This window comes from Methylobacterium thuringiense (assembly GCF_022179645.1).
Lineage (GTDB): Bacteria > Pseudomonadota > Alphaproteobacteria > Rhizobiales > Beijerinckiaceae > Methylobacterium > Methylobacterium thuringiense.
Map to the genome: position 1 here is coordinate 259,481 of NZ_BPRA01000002.1, position 17,104 is coordinate 276,584.

At 68.0% G+C, this 17,104-nt stretch carries 15 protein-coding genes and 1 riboswitch; of the genes, 3 read left to right on the top strand and 12 right to left on the bottom strand.

Annotated elements, in window-relative coordinates:
• The first annotated feature begins 39 nt into the window (after nucleotides 1-39).
• Entirely contained in the window at nucleotides 40-462 is a 423-nt protein-coding gene (locus MFF07_RS03295) for a cupin domain-containing protein (RefSeq protein ID WP_147815103.1), read from the top strand.
• 15 nt (nucleotides 463-477) lie between these two features.
• Here MFF07_RS03295 and MFF07_RS03300 read toward each other — a convergent pair whose 3' ends face one another.
• The gene (locus MFF07_RS03300) at nucleotides 478-1,119 is read right to left on the bottom strand and encodes a cyclic nucleotide-binding domain-containing protein (protein WP_147815104.1); all 642 of its coding nucleotides are present in this window, start codon (nucleotides 1,117-1,119) and stop codon (nucleotides 478-480) included.
• Between the two features lie 75 nt (nucleotides 1,120-1,194).
• Complete coding sequence (locus MFF07_RS03305; protein WP_373322229.1) at nucleotides 1,195-2,526, bottom strand: flavin monoamine oxidase family protein; 1,332 nt, start codon at nucleotides 2,524-2,526, stop codon at nucleotides 1,195-1,197.
• Between the two features lie 172 nt (nucleotides 2,527-2,698).
• Here MFF07_RS03305 and MFF07_RS03310 point away from each other — a divergent pair, with 172 nt between their 5' ends.
• Nucleotides 2,699-3,187, top strand: coding sequence for a DUF3280 domain-containing protein (locus tag MFF07_RS03310; RefSeq protein ID WP_238230656.1), 489 nt, complete (start codon nucleotides 2,699-2,701; stop codon nucleotides 3,185-3,187).
• Between the two features lie 522 nt (nucleotides 3,188-3,709).
• On the opposite strand, the gene gatB is transcribed toward MFF07_RS03310, so the two are convergent.
• The 9 genes from gatB to MFF07_RS03355 all read right to left on the bottom strand — a co-directional run bounded on the left by gatB (nucleotide 3,710) and on the right by MFF07_RS03355 (nucleotide 14,004).
• Nucleotides 3,710-5,182 (bottom strand): Asp-tRNA(Asn)/Glu-tRNA(Gln) amidotransferase subunit GatB, encoded by a 1,473-nt coding sequence (gatB, locus tag MFF07_RS03315; protein WP_147815106.1) that lies wholly within the window; start codon nucleotides 5,180-5,182, stop codon nucleotides 3,710-3,712.
• A gap of 73 nt (nucleotides 5,183-5,255) precedes the next feature.
• Nucleotides 5,256-6,044, bottom strand: a complete 789-nt coding sequence (locus MFF07_RS03320) for a class I SAM-dependent methyltransferase (protein WP_147815154.1) — start codon at nucleotides 6,042-6,044, stop codon at nucleotides 5,256-5,258.
• A gap of 63 nt (nucleotides 6,045-6,107) precedes the next feature.
• A complete protein-coding gene (locus MFF07_RS03325) occupies nucleotides 6,108-7,505 on the bottom strand; it encodes a GntP family permease (protein WP_147815108.1) in 1,398 nt (465 codons plus the stop codon).
• A gap of 79 nt (nucleotides 7,506-7,584) precedes the next feature.
• The gene (locus MFF07_RS03330) at nucleotides 7,585-8,085 is read right to left on the bottom strand and encodes a GNAT family N-acetyltransferase (RefSeq protein ID WP_238230658.1); all 501 of its coding nucleotides are present in this window, start codon (nucleotides 8,083-8,085) and stop codon (nucleotides 7,585-7,587) included.
• Between the two features lie 262 nt (nucleotides 8,086-8,347).
• On the bottom strand, nucleotides 8,348-9,322 hold the full coding sequence (locus MFF07_RS03335; protein ID WP_238230659.1) for a DUF6925 family protein: 975 nt from the start codon (nucleotides 9,320-9,322) through the stop codon (nucleotides 8,348-8,350).
• Nucleotides 9,319-10,119 (bottom strand): ABC transporter ATP-binding protein, encoded by an 801-nt coding sequence (locus tag MFF07_RS03340; RefSeq protein WP_147815112.1) that lies wholly within the window; start codon nucleotides 10,117-10,119, stop codon nucleotides 9,319-9,321. Before MFF07_RS03340 ends, MFF07_RS03335 begins: the two co-directional genes overlap by 4 nt.
• On the bottom strand, nucleotides 10,119-11,147 hold the full coding sequence (locus MFF07_RS03345) for a FecCD family ABC transporter permease (RefSeq protein WP_238230660.1): 1,029 nt from the start codon (nucleotides 11,145-11,147) through the stop codon (nucleotides 10,119-10,121). Before MFF07_RS03345 ends, MFF07_RS03340 begins: the two co-directional genes overlap by 1 nt.
• Nucleotides 11,144-12,004, bottom strand: a complete 861-nt coding sequence (locus tag MFF07_RS03350) for an ABC transporter substrate-binding protein (RefSeq protein ID WP_147818106.1) — start codon at nucleotides 12,002-12,004, stop codon at nucleotides 11,144-11,146. Before MFF07_RS03350 ends, MFF07_RS03345 begins: the two co-directional genes overlap by 4 nt.
• Before the next feature lie 5 nt (nucleotides 12,005-12,009).
• The gene (locus MFF07_RS03355; RefSeq protein ID WP_147818107.1) at nucleotides 12,010-14,004 is read right to left on the bottom strand and encodes a TonB-dependent receptor plug domain-containing protein; all 1,995 of its coding nucleotides are present in this window, start codon (nucleotides 14,002-14,004) and stop codon (nucleotides 12,010-12,012) included.
• Nucleotides 14,005-14,119: 115 nt separating this feature from the next.
• Nucleotides 14,120-14,317: riboswitch (cobalamin riboswitch) on the bottom strand.
• Between the two features lie 335 nt (nucleotides 14,318-14,652).
• On the opposite strand from MFF07_RS03355, the gene MFF07_RS03360 reads away from it, so the two are divergent.
• Nucleotides 14,653-16,719: a M23 family metallopeptidase gene (locus MFF07_RS03360; protein ID WP_147818108.1), complete on the top strand. Its 2,067-nt coding sequence runs from the start codon at nucleotides 14,653-14,655 to the stop codon at nucleotides 16,717-16,719.
• 27 nt (nucleotides 16,720-16,746) lie between these two features.
• On the opposite strand, the gene MFF07_RS03365 is transcribed toward MFF07_RS03360, so the two are convergent.
• The coding region (locus MFF07_RS03365) for a glutamate--tRNA ligase family protein (RefSeq protein WP_238230661.1) at nucleotides 16,747-17,104 on the bottom strand (358 nt) is incomplete at its 5' end.

Below are 17,104 nucleotides of genomic sequence, written 5' to 3' on the forward strand. Positions count from 1 at the left end.
CGCGTTCGATCGGAAACCGAGTTTTTGCGGAGCGAAACGATGTCGGGTGAAGCGTCGAGCGTGGACCACGCCGTCTTCGACGTGGCGGAATATGCCAGCCGGCTGCCCGAAACCTCGGACACCATGGTCGCCGACCACCGCTTCACCGACGACGCGGCCGCCAGCGCCCGGGTCTTCCGCGTCTACAAGCCGACGCCGCCGCACACTCACGCCACCTGCGACGAGTATCTCTACTCGCTTTCCGGCCGCTGCCTGATGAAGTTCGGCGACGATGAGCCGGTGGAAGTCGGGCCGGGCAAGCTCGTGGTGTTCAAGCGCGGCGTCGTGCACTCGGTGCCGAAGATTCTCGAGGAGCCGATGGTGTTCCTCTCCGTCGACACGCCCCGGCGGGCACCGCGCGACATCCGCTTCGTCGCAGACGGCACCGGCACGCCCGACAGCTTCATGCGGCAGACGGATTGAGCGGCACCCGCGCCGTCAAAGCACACCGGCCGTGACCGGCAGCGGTTTCACCGCCGAGTCCGCAGGCGGGTTTTCGGCGCGCTGGAACAGCCGCTCGCTGGTCAGCTTCAGGAAATAGAACCCGAATTCCGGGTTCTGATAGTAGAGCTGCTTAACCTCGGAATACGGCAGGCAGAGTGCACGGCCGGCCTCGACGCAGACGAGCGAGCCGGTGCGCCTGTTGCCGGGCGAGAGCATGCCGAGTTCGCCGACCACGTTGCCGGCCCCGAGCTCGATACCGTGTTCCGGGATGTGGAAGCGGCCGCTCTCGATGGTGAACATCTCGTCGGCCGCGTCGTCCTTGCGGAAAATCGTCTCGCCCGCCTTGAAGCGACGCGTGGTGCCGAAGGGCTTGAGCCAATCGAGGGAGAGATCGCCGGAGGCCGCCGTCTCCACGTCGCGCACGAGGCGGACCATCTGGTAGAGCCGCCAGGCGTTGAACGGGATCTGGATCGCCTCGGTGAGCACCACCGGCATGCTGCCGATCAGCACGCCGTAGGTGATCACGAAACAGCTCGCGACGAGCGCCACGATGCGCAACGGGATCATCGTGCTCATCGCCGAGGCGGCGACGGTGAGCACGGTGCCAGCATAGCCGATCGCCTCGACCCAGTTCATGCGCCCTCCCGTGCCACGATTCCGACCGGCCGGTTAGATCCGACATGCGACACTGGTGAGGCAATACGGCGCGGCTCAACCACGACTGAGCCCAAGCCGTTCGACGATCTCGCCGGCCGCACGAAGGCCCTCGGCATAGGCGCCCCCGACGGTGCCCCATTGCTCGCGCGACAGCGCCTCGCCCGCGAACCACAGCCTGTCGTCGACCGAAGCCTTGAGCGTGTTTCGCGCCTCGGCGTGGCCCGGTGGCACCACGGCCCAGGAGCCGCGCGACCAGGGATCGTGCCGCCATTCGGTGACGGCCGGTATGCGCAGGTCTCGCAGCGCACGGTGGCCGAAATGTTCGGCGAAGACCGTGCGCACGAAGCGCCGTGCGGCGTCTGCGGACTCCGCCTTGGCGTCGAGCACCTCCGCCGTGCCGGCATCCATCTCGAAGTAGTGGAACGGCGTCCCGTCGATCCGGGTGAGCAAGCCCGGTGGCTTATGCCGCCCGCCGACGATGCTGGCGAGCCGGTCGCGGCCCCGGAACGGCATCGAGGGCCAGTGCAGCACGGCGTGTTCGTAGGTGCCGGACCGGAAGCCGTCGATCGACGCGCGGATCTCGGCTGGGAGGGCCGGCGTGAAGCGCACGCTTTCCTGCAGCACCATGATCGGAAGGGTGACGACGACGGCCTTGGCGCGCAGCACCGCCCCGGCCTCGGTCTCGACGCTCACGCCGGTGCCCGACCGGTCGATGCGGCCGACAGGCGTGCCGAGCGCGATCGGCAATCCCTGAGCCAGCCGCGCGAGGTAGGCGCCGTAGCCGCCACCCACGAAAAAGTTGTCGCCGTATTCGAGGCTCGGCCAATCGTGCAGCGAGACCTCGTCGAGGGGGCGCCCGGAGACGAGGGCGTGGACCAGCGCGATCCGGTCCCGCCAAGGCCCGAGCCCCACCGGAACGAGCGAGCCGACCGGCCGGTCCTCGTTCGACCGCGACGCGCCGAGCGTCATCGCGCGGTCGGCGATGTCGAAGGCGCGGGAGAAGGCGGCCTTCTCGGCCGGCCGCGCCCGGCGCCTGCCGACCATGAGATGACTGTCCTGCGCCGCCTTACGAAGTGGCTCGCCGCGCGCATGGCCGAGGGCGACCAGCGGATTGACCGGGCCGGCATGCAGCCAATGCGCGCCGAGATCGATCGGATGGCCGCGCAGGCTTGTGGTCACGGCGCGACCTCCGACGCGGTCGCGCGCCTCTAGGACGGCGACGGACGACCCGGCCTCGACCAGGGATCGTGCGGCCGCGATGCCGGCGGCGCCCGCGCCGATCACGATGACATTGGGGACGCTCGGCAACGGCGCGAAGCGCGGCGGAATGGTCGACGCGAAATGGGCGTGGGCGGGCGTGACCATGGCGGCGCGAGCGGCGTTCATGGCTGCCTGCTGGCAGATCCGGGCGGTTTCGTCACCGGGAATGCCGCGCTGCACCGCTCATTCCCGGCCTTGAGCCAATCTCACGAGTCTCGGATGATCGAACGGGAGGCTCTCGCGTTGGCCCCGTGAACGGACCGTAGACGTCCGTCATCGAAAAGCATGGAGGATCCTCATGACGCCGATGAAACGCATCGCCGTGATCGCAGCGATGCTGCCGCTCTCCACAGCTGCGCAGGCCGAGCCCGAGAAGGTCGCAGTCTTCGATTTCCAGTTCGCCAGGGGCGCGCCGACGCCGCCCACCGAGGACGACAAAGTACGGCTGCAGAGGACCACGGAAGAATTCCGGACCCTCCTGAAGGATCCGGGGCGCTATACCCTCGTCTCCACCGACCCAGTCAAGCAGGACGTCGCCAAGACCGCGGATCTGCGGGCCTGCGGCGGCTGTGCCGACACTTTCGGCAAGACGCTCGGGGCCGAGGGGATCTTCGTCGGTGAAGTGCAGAAGGTCTCCAGCCTGATCCTGAACATGAACGTCTACTACAAGCCCCTGAAGGCGGGCGGACCGGAGAAGGCCTACAGCCTCGATCTGCGCGGCGACACCGACGAGTCCTTCGACCGTGGGATCAAATATCTCGTGAAGAACCAGCTCCTCGAACGCTGATGCCCTCATCGGCCTCGCTTCGTGGCTCATGATGTTTTTCACCGACGCTGCAGCGCGGTAAGTCTCTGTCGGTAAACGCAGGTGGCTTTTGAAAGCAGTGTTTCATCCGAATAGGCAAAAGCTTGGGTGCGTTTTCGGCTTGACGGACTTCGGTTACAGCCGCAGTCTCGTCAGGTGCTTCGCAATCGAGGCACAAGATCTCGGAGTGACGACGGTATGATGGTCGTCGTCGTTGCGAGATCTGGCTGAAGGAGACGGGCATGACTCCACCCCAGCGGAACGCCGCCTAGAAAATCTCGGGACCGGTTCGGCCTGAGATCGAGCGGCTCGTTACGACGGATCACCGGACGGAGGCGGCTCCAGGGGCGCAGAAGCGACCTGAATCAGGTACGACTTCGAACACGCATCAGCCCCAACTCAAGCCGTTTCCGCCGCGGTTCGTCCGCGGCGGGTATTTCGAAGCTTGTTAAGTCTGACGTCCCGGCAGCTTGGCTGCGCGGGCGTATTTTGCTGTGCGCTCGCCTACTCGATCCCCAGCTTCGCCTTTAGCAGCGCGTTCACCGAGGCCGGGTTGGCTTTGCCGCCGGTGGCCTTCATGGTCTGGCCGACGAACCAGCCGAGCAGGGTCGGCTTTTCCTTGGCCTGCTGAACCTTGTCGGGGTTCTTGGCGATGATGTCGTCGACCGCCGCCTCGATGGCGCCGGTATCCGTCACCTGCTTCATGCCGCGAGCTTCGACGACCTCGCGCGGGTTGCCGCCCTCGGTCCAGATCACCTCGAACAGGTCCTTGGCGATCTTGCCGGAGATCACGCCTTCGCCGATCAGGTCCACGATCTGCCCAAGCTGCTCGGCAGAGACCGGCGTCTGCTCGATACCGAGACCTTCCTTGTTGAGGCGGCCGAACAGCTCGTTGATCACCCAATTGGCAGCCGCTTTGCCGTCGCGAGCGCGGGCCACGGCCTCGAAGTAATCGGCCGAGGAGCGCTCGGCCACGAGCACGCCGGCATCGTAGGCGCTCAGGCCGAAATCGGCGATGAAGCGCGCCTTCTTCGCGTCCGGCAGTTCCGGCAAGCCCTCGGCCAGGGCGTCGACATAGGCCTGGTCGAATTCGAGCGGCAGCAGGTCGGGATCGGGGAAATAGCGGTAGTCGTGTGCCTCTTCCTTCGAGCGCATCGAGCGGGTCTCGCCCTTGCCCGGATCGTAGAGGCGGGTCTCCTGGTCGATGGTGCCGCCGTCCTCGATGATCGCGATCTGGCGGCGGGCCTCGACTTCGATGGCTTGGCCGATGAAACGGATTGAGTTGACGTTCTTGATCTCGCAGCGCGTGCCGAGCGGGTCGCCGGGCTTGCGCACCGAGACGTTCACGTCGGCGCGGAGCGAGCCTTTCTCCATGTCGCCGTCGCAGGTGCCGAGATAGCGCAGGATGGTCCGCAGCTTGGTCACGTAGGCGCGGGCCTCCTCCGACGAGCGCAGATCGGGACGCGAGACGATCTCCATCAGGGCGACGCCAGAGCGGTTGAGGTCAACGAAGCTCTGGGTCGGGTTCTGGTCGTGCAGCGACTTGCCGGCATCCTGCTCCAGGTGCAGCCGCTCGACGCCGACCGTGATCGTCGAGCCGTCGGCGAGGTCCACCAGCACCTCGCCCTCGCCGACGATCGGATCCTTGAACTGCGAGATCTGGTAGCCCTGCGGCAGATCCGGATAAAAATAGTTCTTCCGGTCGAAGACCGAGCGGTTGTTGATTTTGGCCTTGAGGCCGAGGCCGGTGCGTACGGCCTGTGCGACGCATTCCTCGTTGATGACCGGCAGCATGCCGGGCATGGCCGCGTCGACCAGCGAGACGTGGTCGTTGGGCTCGCCGCCGAATTCCGTCGAGGCGCCGGAGAAGAGCTTCGAGCGGCTGGTGACCTGGGCATGGATCTCCATGCCGATCACGACCTCCCAGTCGTGCAGGCCGCCCTTGATGAGTTTCTTCGGGTTTACCGGCGCGTTCATCGTGTCCGTCGTCGTTGTTGCCGGGACGGGGCCCGACCCTCTCCCTGTGTGTAGGGAGCCCGCGCCGGAGCGGTCAAGCCGAAGGCGGCGCCGCGCCCGGGCGGCTCGCAGCGAGGGTGACGGCGGGACCGTTCGGCCCGTTCGGGTCGTCGAGGATCACCGTGGTCTCGCTGAGCCCGAAATGGGCCAGCGCCGCGAGAATTTCGGGCAGCTCCATCCAGCGCGTTTTCGGCTGGTTGCCGCCGAGGAATTTCCCGAGCGCGCGATGCCGATAGGTCAGCTCGTGCAGCCGCACCGTCAGGCCGTCATGCGTGACGGTGCGAACCGTCATGGCGGGCAGTCTCGGCTGATCGAGAAAGTAATGCGTCCAGATGAACAGCCGGTCGGAGCGGGCGGCGGCCAGCCGTATCAGCTCCACCGGATCGAGCATGTGGTAGAGGATGCCGCAGCAGACGATCAGGTCGTAGCGGGGGCCGGGCGTATCGAGGTAGCGGCTGACGTCGCCGAGGAGGAAGGTCGAGCGGTTCAAGCCCGCCATGTTCTTCACGATCAGCGACTTGAGAAACGCATCCGAGTTCGATTCGACCGCCGTGATGCTGCGAGCCCCGAGCGCCTCCAACTGATAGGTGTGTGCACCTTCCAGGGGGCCGAGTTCGAGCACGTCGTAGCCATCGAGCCGCCCGTCCCGGCCGAGATGCTCGGCGGCCTGCCGCAGCCGGGAATCGTGCCGGAAGCCGGGGAAACCCGTCGCCGGAAGGCTCGGATCGATCTCGCTCAAGTCGCTCGCCCAGCGTCCTTCGAAGAGGTCGTAGGCGTTGCGATGGCTCGGTTCGTTGGTCAGGAAGCGCCGTTTCGTCGTCACGCTGCGCGGCAACCCTTGTTCTTCGCGATGGGTCCGGCCCCTTCAGGAGCCGCCGGCCCGTCCTCACACGAGGCCTGTCGCGTAGTACACCCCGATCACGAAGAACACCGCCAACGTCTTGATGACGGTGATGGCGAAGATGTCGCCGTAGGATTGCCGGTGGGTCAGGCCGGTCACGGCGAGCAGGGTGATCACCGCGCCGTTATGCGGCAGTGTGTCCATGCCGCCGCTCGCCATGGAGGCGACACGGTGCATTACCTCCAGCGGGATCCCCGAGGCCTGCGCCGCCTGCACGAACCTGTCGCCGAGCGCCCCCAGCGCGATCGAGAGACCACCGGATGCCGAACCGGTGACAGCGGCGAGGACGTTGACGGTCACGGCCTCGTTGACGAGCGGGTTCGGGATCGCGGAGAGCGCGTCCGAGATCACCTTGAAGCCCGGCAGGGCGGCGATGACCGCTCCGAAACCGTACTCGGTCGCCGTGTTCATGCCGGCGAGCAGCGAGCCGGCCACCGCCGCTTTCGAACCGGCCGCGAAGCGATCGGAGAGATTGCGGAAGCCGAGGAGCACGGTGGCCAGGATGCCGAGGATCAGCGCGCCTTCGACGGCCCAGATCGCCGCCACCGTCTTCACCTGCACCGTGACCGGATGCGTCGCCATCTCCGGATTGAGCGCGGCCGAGGCCTCGGCGCCGTAGGCGGCGGTGATCCATCCGAGCAGCAGCTTGTTGCCGACCCCGACGATCAGCAGCGGCAGCAGCGCCACCGCAGGGTGGATGGTGACTGTGTCCGCGCTCGCCGCCGGCTCCTCGGCATGGTCGGAGCCATAGCCTTCGCCAGCCGCCGCTGCCCGGCGTCGGCGAAACTCGAGCCAGCTCACCCCGAGGGCGAAAACGAAAATCGATCCGATGATCCCGAGCCAGGGCGCGGCGTACGAATCCGTCTTGAAGAAGCTCGTTGGGATGATGTTCTGGATCTGCGGCGTGCCCGGCAGCGTGTCCATCGTGAAGGTGAAGGCGCCGAGCGCGATGGTGCCGGGGATCAGGCGCTTCGGGATGTCGCTCCGGCGAAACAGCTCGGCCGCGAAGGGATAGACCGCGAACACCGCCACGAAGAGCGAGACGCCGCCATAGGTCAGGATCGCGCCGACGATCACGATGGCCGCGACCGCCCTGCCCTGCCCGAGCATGCCCGTCACCGCGCCGACGATGGAGCGGGCGAAGCCGGAAATCTCGATCAGCTTTCCGAAGACCGCGCCCAGCAGGAACAGCGGGAAATACAGCTTCAGGAAGCCGACCATCTTCTCCATGAACAGGCCGGTGAAGATCGTCGGCACCGCCGACGGGTCCGTGACCAGCACCGCGCCCATCGCCGCGACCGGCGCGAACAGGATGACGGAAAACCCGCGATAGGCGACGGCCATCAGGAAGAACAAAGCCGCGAGGCAGACCACGAAGCTCATCGGCACCCCTGCTGGCTATTCCGCCTGTGCTGTCATCGCGCGGCCCCGCGGAAGTCAAGCCTATCGAAACGTCTGCTGCTCACAGCCTGCGGTGCATCACCAGGGCATCGACGAGTCCAAGGCTCGGATGACGGAACGCCTCCGGCAGCCGGCCGACCTCGGCGAAGTCGAGGGAGCGCCACAGGACGACGGCGCGGGTGTTGCTCGCCACCACGAAGTTGAACTGCATCGCCGTGAAGCCGGCCTCCCGCGCCACGGCGAACGAGCGTTCCGCCAACGCACGGGCGATGCCCCGGCCGGCGGCATCCCGATGCGTCGCGTAGCCGGCATTGGCGACATGGCCGCCCCCGCCGAGCTGGTTCGGGCGGATGTAGCAGGTGCCGAGCGCATGGCCGTCCATCTCCGCCACCAGGACGCGATGGGCCGGTGCCATCCAGTAGGCGAGGATCGCCTCGCCGCTCCAGGTGCTCGGCAGCGCGTAGGTGTCGCCGGCGCGGACGATCGGATGGAGTATGGCGAGAATGGCATCGCGATCGGAGGACTTGGCCGGGCGGATGGTGATGGAACCGGTCTCTGTCATGGCACCCGAGCCTCCATTTTTGCCTTCAATGACCATCGATCTCGGATCCAACGGACCTGGCATAAACCACGATCCTCATGCTGAGGTGTACGCGCAGCGGGCCTCGAAACACGGCGGCCGCCTGTCCCGGTCGCCGCCTGAACTTCCGACGACGTCGCACGGGCCTGCAGGACCGTCAGCCGTGCTTCGAAGGCTCGCTCCGCGAGCGCCTCAGCATGAGGGGCGTGGGGGATGGCAGGGCCGTCGTACTCGGAACCGTCTCTCAACCCGCATCCGGCTCCTCTTCGTCCGCTGCGATCTCCATCACCTCGCCGCGTCGATAGCGCGCCTGGTTCTCGGCCACGCGCCGGGCGGCCTGGATATGGCGGCCTGGACCGATCGCGTCCGGGTCGCCCCCCTCGGTGACACGGCGCTTCACGGCGACGAGTTCCGGGTCGCCCCAGCGGTCGAGCAGGGCCTGGAACGCGTCGACGCGTTCCTGCAGGAACGGGATGCGCTGGCCCAGCGCGTCCTTGTAGGGATGGGCCGGGTGGATCGCGGCGAAGGGCACGAAGCCTTCCGGGATCGGCGTGGTGGCGGCGTGGGTTCGGCCGCCCTTGAGCAGCTTCGGCATCACGTGGGTATGCGGCCCCTCCGGACTCTTGCCGTCGGCGGGCGGGATCGGCTGAAATACCTCGACGCGGCCGGCACGGCCGACGAAGACGCGGTTGGGACTGAATTCGACGAGGCGCGGGCCGATCGGGTTAGCGTGGTCGAAGACCGGCTTGCCGGTGCCGGCGCGCAGGCAGGCAATCACCTCCGGGTCGGCCGAGCGCACGCAGGCGTCGACCGCGAGCAGGCCGAGGCCGAGATCGAACAGGATCGCGTCGCGGTCCTCGTCGCGCGCCGCGTCCTTGTCGGGGCCGAGTTCCGTGACCACCGTGCGGCGCGTCATGGCGCACGCCGCCTCCGGCAGGCAGAGGGCGATGGCGTGGTTCCAGCCCGAGTTGATCGCGGTCTCGTAGGCGACCGGACGCAGGCCCGGTATCGGTGTGAAGGCCACCGCGCCGCGGGAGGTATAGGCGCCAAGCCGGCCATCAGCGAGTTCGGTCGTCTGCTCGTCCGGGTCGCGCATGAACTCGGCGATGGCGCCGAAGCTGCCGACGCTCCAGGCGGTGTCGGGATCGGCAAGGCTCTGCCTTAGCAACGCCTCGACGGCGCGAACCTCGTCCATCTCCTTGGCGGTGGCGATCGTCATGGGCGTGTCTCTCCCGTTGATTGTTGCGAGCGGGCCCAGGGTAGGATGTATGCGCCACCGTCGGCATGGGTTCCGCGCTGGGCGGCGACGCCGAACACGCGATGCAGCAGACCGTCGTCGAGCGCTGCGGCGGGCGGAGCGTCGGCGACGATACGGCCTTCGCTCATGACGACGAGCCGGTCGCAGAACCGCGCGGCGAGGGTCAGGTCGTGCAACACGGCGATCACCCCAGCTCCGGCATGGCTGACCGTTCGTAGCATCGCCATCGCGTCGAGCTGGTGAGCCGGGTCGAGGGCGGTGATCGGCTCGTCGGCGAGCAGCATCTCCGCCTCGACCGCGAGCGCACGAGCGAGCAGCACCCGCATGCGCTCGCCGGACGAGAGCGTCGGCTCGACCCGGTCGGCGAGGTGGCCGATCTGCGTCAGCGCCATCGCTCGCGCGATCGCAGCCTGATCAGCGGCATCCTCGCCGGCGAAAGCGCGGCGATGCGGCAGGCGGCCGAGCGCCACGATCTCGCGCACCCGCATCGGCCAGCCGATGCCGGCCCCGTGGAAGAAGGCTGCGACCCGGCGAGCGCGCTCGTCACGGCTGACGGTGCCGAGCGGACGCCCGTCGAGGACGACCCGGCCGGCACTGGGCACAATCAGGCCGGCGAGCAGGCGCAGCAGCGTCGTCTTACCGGCCCCGTTCGGACCGACGAGGCCGACGAACTCGCCCGCGCCGACGCTCAACGTCACGTTGTCGAGAATCGTGCGCGCGCCGATGCGGACCACGCCCCCCTGCACGCCGAGGCGCATCAGCCCCTCCCCCGATGATGGAAGAGGAGGCCGATCAGGAACGGCGCGCCGACCAGTGCCGTGACGACGCCGAGCTTCAGTTCGGGCCGCGTCGGCAGCAGGCGCACGGCGATATCGGCGGCAAGCACCAGCGCCGCGCCAGCGAGCCCGCTCGGCCACAGGCTCGCCGAGGGCCGCGCGCCGACGAGCGGGCGCACGAGATGGGGCACCACGAGCCCGACGAAGCCGATGGCGCCGCTCACCGCGACGCCGCTGCCGACCGCCAGCGCGGCCCCGGTGACGATACGCAGCCGCACCGAGACGAGATCGAAGCCGAGGCTCGCGGCGGTGTCCTCGCCGAGCGAGAGCGCATCGAGCGCCTGGCCGGTGGTGAGCATCATCAGCCATCCGAGCGCCATCAGCGGCAGGCAGAGCCAGACATGGTCCATGCTGCGGTCGCTGAGCGAGCCCATCAGCCAGAAGACGATTTCCAGGGCGGCGTAGGGGTTCGGGGCGAGGTTCAGCGCCAGCGCGGTCATGGCCCCGGCGAGGCTCGACAGACCGACGCCGGCCAGGATCAGGCCGAGCGTGCCGGTACCGCGCATCGCCAGCAGATTGATCGCCAGCGCCGCGCCGGCAGCTCCGGCGATCCCGCCGATCGGCAGGGCGAGGCTGAGAGAACCGGCGAGACCGCCATAAAACACCACCACAGCGCCAAACGCCGCAGTGGAAGAGATACCGAGGATGCCGGGATCGGCGAGGGGATTGCGTAGATAGCCCTGCATCACCGCCCCGGTCAGGCCGAGGCTGAAGCCGACGAGCGCGCCGAGCAGGGCGCGCGGAATACGCAGTTCCCAGAGCACCAGCGCCGGCAGGGTGGTGCGCCCGGCAAACCAGTCACCGAACGCGGCCGGCACGTCGAAGGCGGCGTAGCCGATGGTGACGGAGGCGGCTGTGAGGGCGGCGACAAGGAGAGCGAGGACCGGAACGAGCCAGCGGCCGGGGCGAGTTTGCCGGGCGATAACAGGTGGGGGTAGCGGGGCGTTCATTGCGATGCTGTCCGCCTGCGAGCGGCTTGAGCCAACCGCTCGACCACCTCGGCCACCTGCGGCCCCGGACAACTCCACAGCCTGTTCGGGATCGAGACCGTACGTCCTTCACGGCGGAAGGCGCTCAGGACCGGGTGATGCAGCACCGTGTCGGCGAGCGAGGGTGTTCGGTTCTCGCCCTCGTCGAGCACGATGAGATCGAAATCGGCGAAGGCCGCCGCCTCGAGAGGAACCTGGCCCGAACGGTCGCGGCCGATCTCGGCGGCGACGTTGACGAGGCCGGCGGCGCGGATGATCGCATCGCCGAGGCTGCCGGGCGCGACCGTGAAAGCGTTGGGGCGCATCACCAGGGCACGCAGGCGAGGCCCGTCGCCGGCCGCGGCTACCGTTGCCAGCCTTGCGTCGAACACCGTGATCATCGCCTCCCCGCGTTGCGGATGCCCGACAGCCCTGGCGACGGCGCGGATCTGGGCGCGCACGCCCTCGAAATCAGACGGCACGCCGAGTTCGAGCAGCGGAAAGCCGATCCGCTTCAGGAGCCCGACGGCCGTGCGCGTGGTGAAGGCTCCCGCGATGACGAGGTCGGGCCTCAGCGCGACGATCTCCTCGGAGAGACCGCGGGTCGGCGGAACGCCAGCGGCCTCGGCGGCGACCGTCGAGCCGCGTGGATCGCGGGCGAGCCAAGTCACGGCCGCGATCTGATCGCGGTCGGCGAGGCGCAGGACCAGCTCGTCGGCACAGAGGTTCATCGAGACGATCCGCGCCGGACGCGCCGGCGCGGCCTCTTCCGCCACGACGCCGCCGGCAGCGAGGCACGCCGCCACGACGAGCGGGCGAAGGAGTTTTTGGGTCCGCATGGCGCTCAGAACGTACTCACACGCACGCCGCCATACACCGCGAGTCCCGGCCCGAGGAAACCGGTGGGGTTTTCGTAGCGGCGGTCGAACAGGTTATCGACGCGGCCGAACACGGTGACCGTCTCGTTGACGTCGTAGTTCACGGCGAGGTTCACGATGGTGAAGCCGGGATTCTTGAGCCGCGAGATCGAGAAGTCGCGGTTGCCGTCGACGAAGTGGCCGAGCACGATTACCGTGCCGCTGACGGCCAGGCCGGGCAGCGGAGTCCAGGAGGTGGTGAGGCTGCCTTTGTGGCGTGGCCGGCGCAGCAATTCCTGGTTGGCGATCTCGTCCTTGCTGACCGTGTTCGTATAGTCGATCCGGGCCGACCAGGTGTCGGTGAGCTTGAAGGCGGCGAAGGCTTCAGCCCCGTAGGATTCGGCCCTGCCGACGTTCACGAACTGGAACTGGCGCATCGGCAGGAAGGCGGTGTTGATCAGGTTCACGAAGTCGTTCTGATAGTAGGTCGCGCCGACGAGCACGTTCGGCCCGATCGGCTGCTCGAAGCCGGCATCGTAGCCCAGGCTCTCCTCCGGCCTCAGGTCGGGGTTGGCGATCTGTCCGAAGGCCGGAATGCTGACGAAGAGCTGATACAGGGTCGGCGTCTTGAAGCCGCTGCCGACGCTGCCTTTGATGCGGGTCTCCGTATAGGGCAGGATGTAGCTCGGCGCGACGCGGAACGTCGTGGCGGGACCGAACGCATCGTTCTCGTCGTGGCGGATGTTGGCCACGATGCTGGCGCGCTCGAACGGCGTCAGCTGCGCCTCGACATAGCCGGCGGTGTTGCCGTTCTGCGCCTTCAGATCGCCGGTGCCGAACGGATTGAGGTCGAGATTGCGCAGGCGCTCCTCGTCGCGCTGCGCGCCGAACAGCAGAAGGTTACCGGGTGCGAACAGGTAGTCGCCACGGTATTCGTAGCGCGTGCGCTCGCCGGTATTCGTCGTCGCGAGGGGGTTGAGCGGATCGTAGATCTGCGTCTCGTTGTCCCGGAATTGGTTCGAGTAGTTGATCGCGAAGATGTTGTGAAAACCGGCGGACGGCGTCCACTCGGCCTCGTTGCGGGTGAAGAGCTGCTGATACGTCTGCTCGTTGCGGATCGTGCCGAAGAGCACGGTCGGGAAGAACTCGTAGTTGTCGGTGTTGAACCGAAGCGTCGCGTCGGTGAAGCGCGTGATGGAGTTGATGCGGAAGTCGTCGGTGAACTGGTATCCGAGCTTCGCCGAGACGGTCGTGTTGTCGTAGTAGTTCGGATAGCGCTTGAAGCCCGGCGCTGCGAGGTCGCGGGGCGTGACCGGCGTCTCCGCCGCACGCAGGTGCTGGATCGACACCGAATAGTCGAAACCGTCCTCCGCGCCGCTGATGCGGCCGAACTGATTGAAGGTGCCGAACGAGCCACCCTCGACGCGGGTCGTGATCCGGGTCGGCCCCTCGCCGCGCGTGGTGACGAAGGAGATCACGCCGCCGATGGCGTCCGCGCCGTAGAGGCCGCTCTGCGGTCCGCGCAAGACCTCGATCCGCGAGAGATCGTCGGTCAGGAGCTGGCCGAAATCGAAGGCGCCGTTGGGCGTCGACGGATCGGTGGCGTCGATGCCGTCGATCAGGACTTTGGTCTGGTTCGCGTTCGCGCCGCGAATGAACACCGAGGTCTGGCCCCCGGGTCCGCCGGTCTGCACGACATTGAGGCCCGGCACCTGCTGAAGCGCGTCCGGGACGGTGCGCCGCTGTTGCTGCTGCAGGGTCTCGGCCGTGAGCACGGTCACGCTCGAACCGATCTGCGAGGTCGGCGTCGGTACGCCGGTGGCGCTGACCGAGATCTCTTCGAGGCTCGTCGCCGTATCCGGCGCGGTGCGGGTGAAAGGCGCGGCGGTCTGCTGAGCCAGGGCCGGCGAAGCCGCGAGCAGCGAGAGGCCGACGCACGACCGGAGAGCGCGCCGAAGCGCGGTGGGAGAGCGATGGGACACGGAAAACGAGCCTCGGGCGACGTCTGTGGCACGTCACCGCGAACGAGGCCTCACCACACGGAACGCAGCCGCGTGCTTCGACACCCGCCGGAGCACCCCGCCCGACGCGTTTCGCGTGTGACCACGACTGACGGCAGGTCTCCTGGCTCGCGGGTCACTGCCTTCCATCCGTCTTCCCGGGTCGAGGAACCCAGTGACATCGGTGGCGGAAGGCTCGCCGCTTACAGTTGCGGGGGCAGCCGCGGCATTGGGACAAGTCCCTCACCGCGTTCCCTTTTGATCCCTTTCGGGAACCGTCGGGACCCAGCTAGGCTGTACAACGACAAGTCGTCAATGCCGGCGCAGGGCGCTGCATTGTGGAAGACATGCGGTGTCGCATGCGTGTGACAGCACCGGGTCGCCCCCATTGCGCGCAATCCATGGTAGATGGTTTGAGGAACAGGGACGATCCGGCAGCCGCCGCAGGGTCCCTGAGGAACCGGTGCGGATCGTCATGTCGGGCGCCCGACGCCTCAATCTCGACACGCTGGGCTTCGACACGATGAGGGACGCCTTGCGCCCGTTCCGATGGCCCTGCCTCCGCAGGGGATGGGCTTCGTCGCATGACAGGCCGGCCCGGAGTCCGAGACCTTTGCCCATGGTACGCCGGTGACCCGCGAGCGGCTCAAGATCGGTGAAGCGCGCGGATCGTCGCCAGGGCGCCCCTCGCGCCTGTTCGAGCGCGGCATCGAGCCGCCGCTCGACATGGCCGGGGCCGAGGCGACGCAGGTCGACCGCCGCGACGTGAACCTGCGCTGGCTTTGCGCCAGCGCGCTGACCGGCATCACCGGCGCCTGCCTGATCGGAGGGGCGATCCAGGTTTCGCTCCGCAGCGACATCTCCCACGCGGCGATCCCCGAGCGAGTCACCGTGTCGTCGAAGCGTGAGGTCGGCGAGGACGGCGTCAACGTGGCGCGCAAGGGCGACCGGCTCGTACGCAACCTGATGATCGCTTCGGCCAAGCAGAGCTTTCGGACGCCTGTGACGGTCCGGCTCGGCGACCGCGAGATCATCAAGGTGAAGCCGTTCGTGCGCGTCTCGACCGCGCTGTCGATGCAGACGGGGGTGTTCGCCACCGACATCCCGCGCTTCGACCCGCTGAAGATCACCTCGGACGACTCGCAGGAGCGCTACGCCGACACCAGTGCGGCCGGCGGCGACGGCCCCGGCGGCGAAGTCAGCGTGGTCAAGCGCGACCTGACCGACCTGCCGATGGATGCGAGTGCGCCCGCGCTCACCGACGACGACGTGACGGCGCAGGTCGAGGAAGAGCGCCGCCTGACGGCGGAGGCCGGCCGGCGCACGGCGCTTCCGCTCGCGCCGCAGATCATGCTCTCGCGCACGCTGCAGCCGGGTTCGGCCAAGTTCGGCACCGAGGTTGAGGCCAAGGATGCGAGCCCGTTCAAGTCGATCGAGGTGCTCGTGGTGCCCGAGAACGTCACCAACCTCGGCAAGGTCGAGCTGAAGGGTGGCGAGTCGGCCCTCGTCGAGGAGCGAGACCTCGCGCTCAAGCGCGGAGACACACTCGAGACCGTGCTCAAGGCCACCGGGCTCACCACCGACGACGCCATCCGCGCGGTCGTCGCGGCGCTCGGCGGCAAGACGAAGACGGCGGCCCTGATCGAAGGCCAGCAGTTCCGCGTGCAGATCGCCCCCGGCCCGAAGCCCGGCGACGCCCGCCGCGTCACCCGCGTGGTGCTCTACGGAGAGAAGGGCGTCGAGGCGATCGCCGCGATGAACGACCGGGGCAGCTTCGTCTCGGTTGCGCCCCCGACGGACGAGACTCTGGGCGGCAAGCCGCAGCCTCAGGCCAATTCCTCCGAGGACGATGACGACGAGGAAGAGAGCGGCTCCGGCCCGCGCCTCTACCAGAGCCTCTACGAGACGGCCGCCCGGCACGAGCTGCCGCGCTCGGCCGTCGACGACATCGTGCGGGTGTTCAGCTACGACGTCGACTTCCAGCGCCGGATCTCGTCCGGCGACGGCCTCGACGTCTTCTACAGCTACGACGAGGATGCCGGCCCGAGCGCCGGCGAGAAACCGGAACTGCTCTACGCCGCGCTCAACCTCGGCGGCGAGACCCGCAAGATCTACCGCTTCCAGTCACCCGACGACGGCGCCGTCGACTTCCTCGACGACCAGGGCCGCTCGCTGAAGAAATTCCTGATCCGCAAGCCCATCGCCGACGGCATCATGCGCTCCGGCTTCGGTTACCGCCGCCACCCGGTGCTCGGCTACGCCAAGCTTCACACCGGCATCGACTGGGCGAACCCGATCGGCACACCGATCGTCGCCGCGGGCAACGGCACGGTTATCAAGGCGCAGTGGGATTCGGGCTACGGCCAGCGCGTCGAAATCCAGCACATCAACGGCTACGTCACCACCTACAACCACATGTCCCGCTTCGCCCGAGGCGTGACGCAGGGCGCCCGGGTGAAGCAGGGCCAGGTGATCGGCTATGTCGGCTCCACCGGGCTCTCCACCGGCCCGCACCTGCACTACGAGGTGATCATCAACGGCCACTTCGTCGACCCGCTGAAGATCCGCGTCCCCCGCGGCCGCGAGCTCGACGGCCGCCTGCTCGCCGAGTTCAAGCGCCAGCGCGACCAGATCGAGGCGACGATGCAGAAGTCGAAGAGCGCGACCGCGATGGCGCAGCGGGATGCGATGCGCTGAGGCGCCTGCGCCGGTGGCCGAACGGCATCAGAACCCGAGCCGCTGTCGGATCTCTGCCGCCGTCGCGCCCCGCGCGCGCAGATCGCCGAGGGACTCCGACCCGCGCGACTTGGCCAGCTTCTCGCCGTTCTCGGCCAGCAGCAGCCGGTGGTGGTGATAGGCCGGCGTCGATAGCCCGAGCAGCCGCTGCAGCAGGACATGCAGATCGGTCGCCGCCCTCAGATCCTCGCCGCGGACCACGTGGGTGATGCCCTGGGCGTCGTCGTCGAGCACGACCGCGAGATGATAGCTCGTCGGCACGTCGCGCCGCGCGACGACGGCATCGCCCCAGCGGGCGGGATCGGCAGCCGTTTCCTCCATCTCTCCGACACGGGCGCGCATCCCC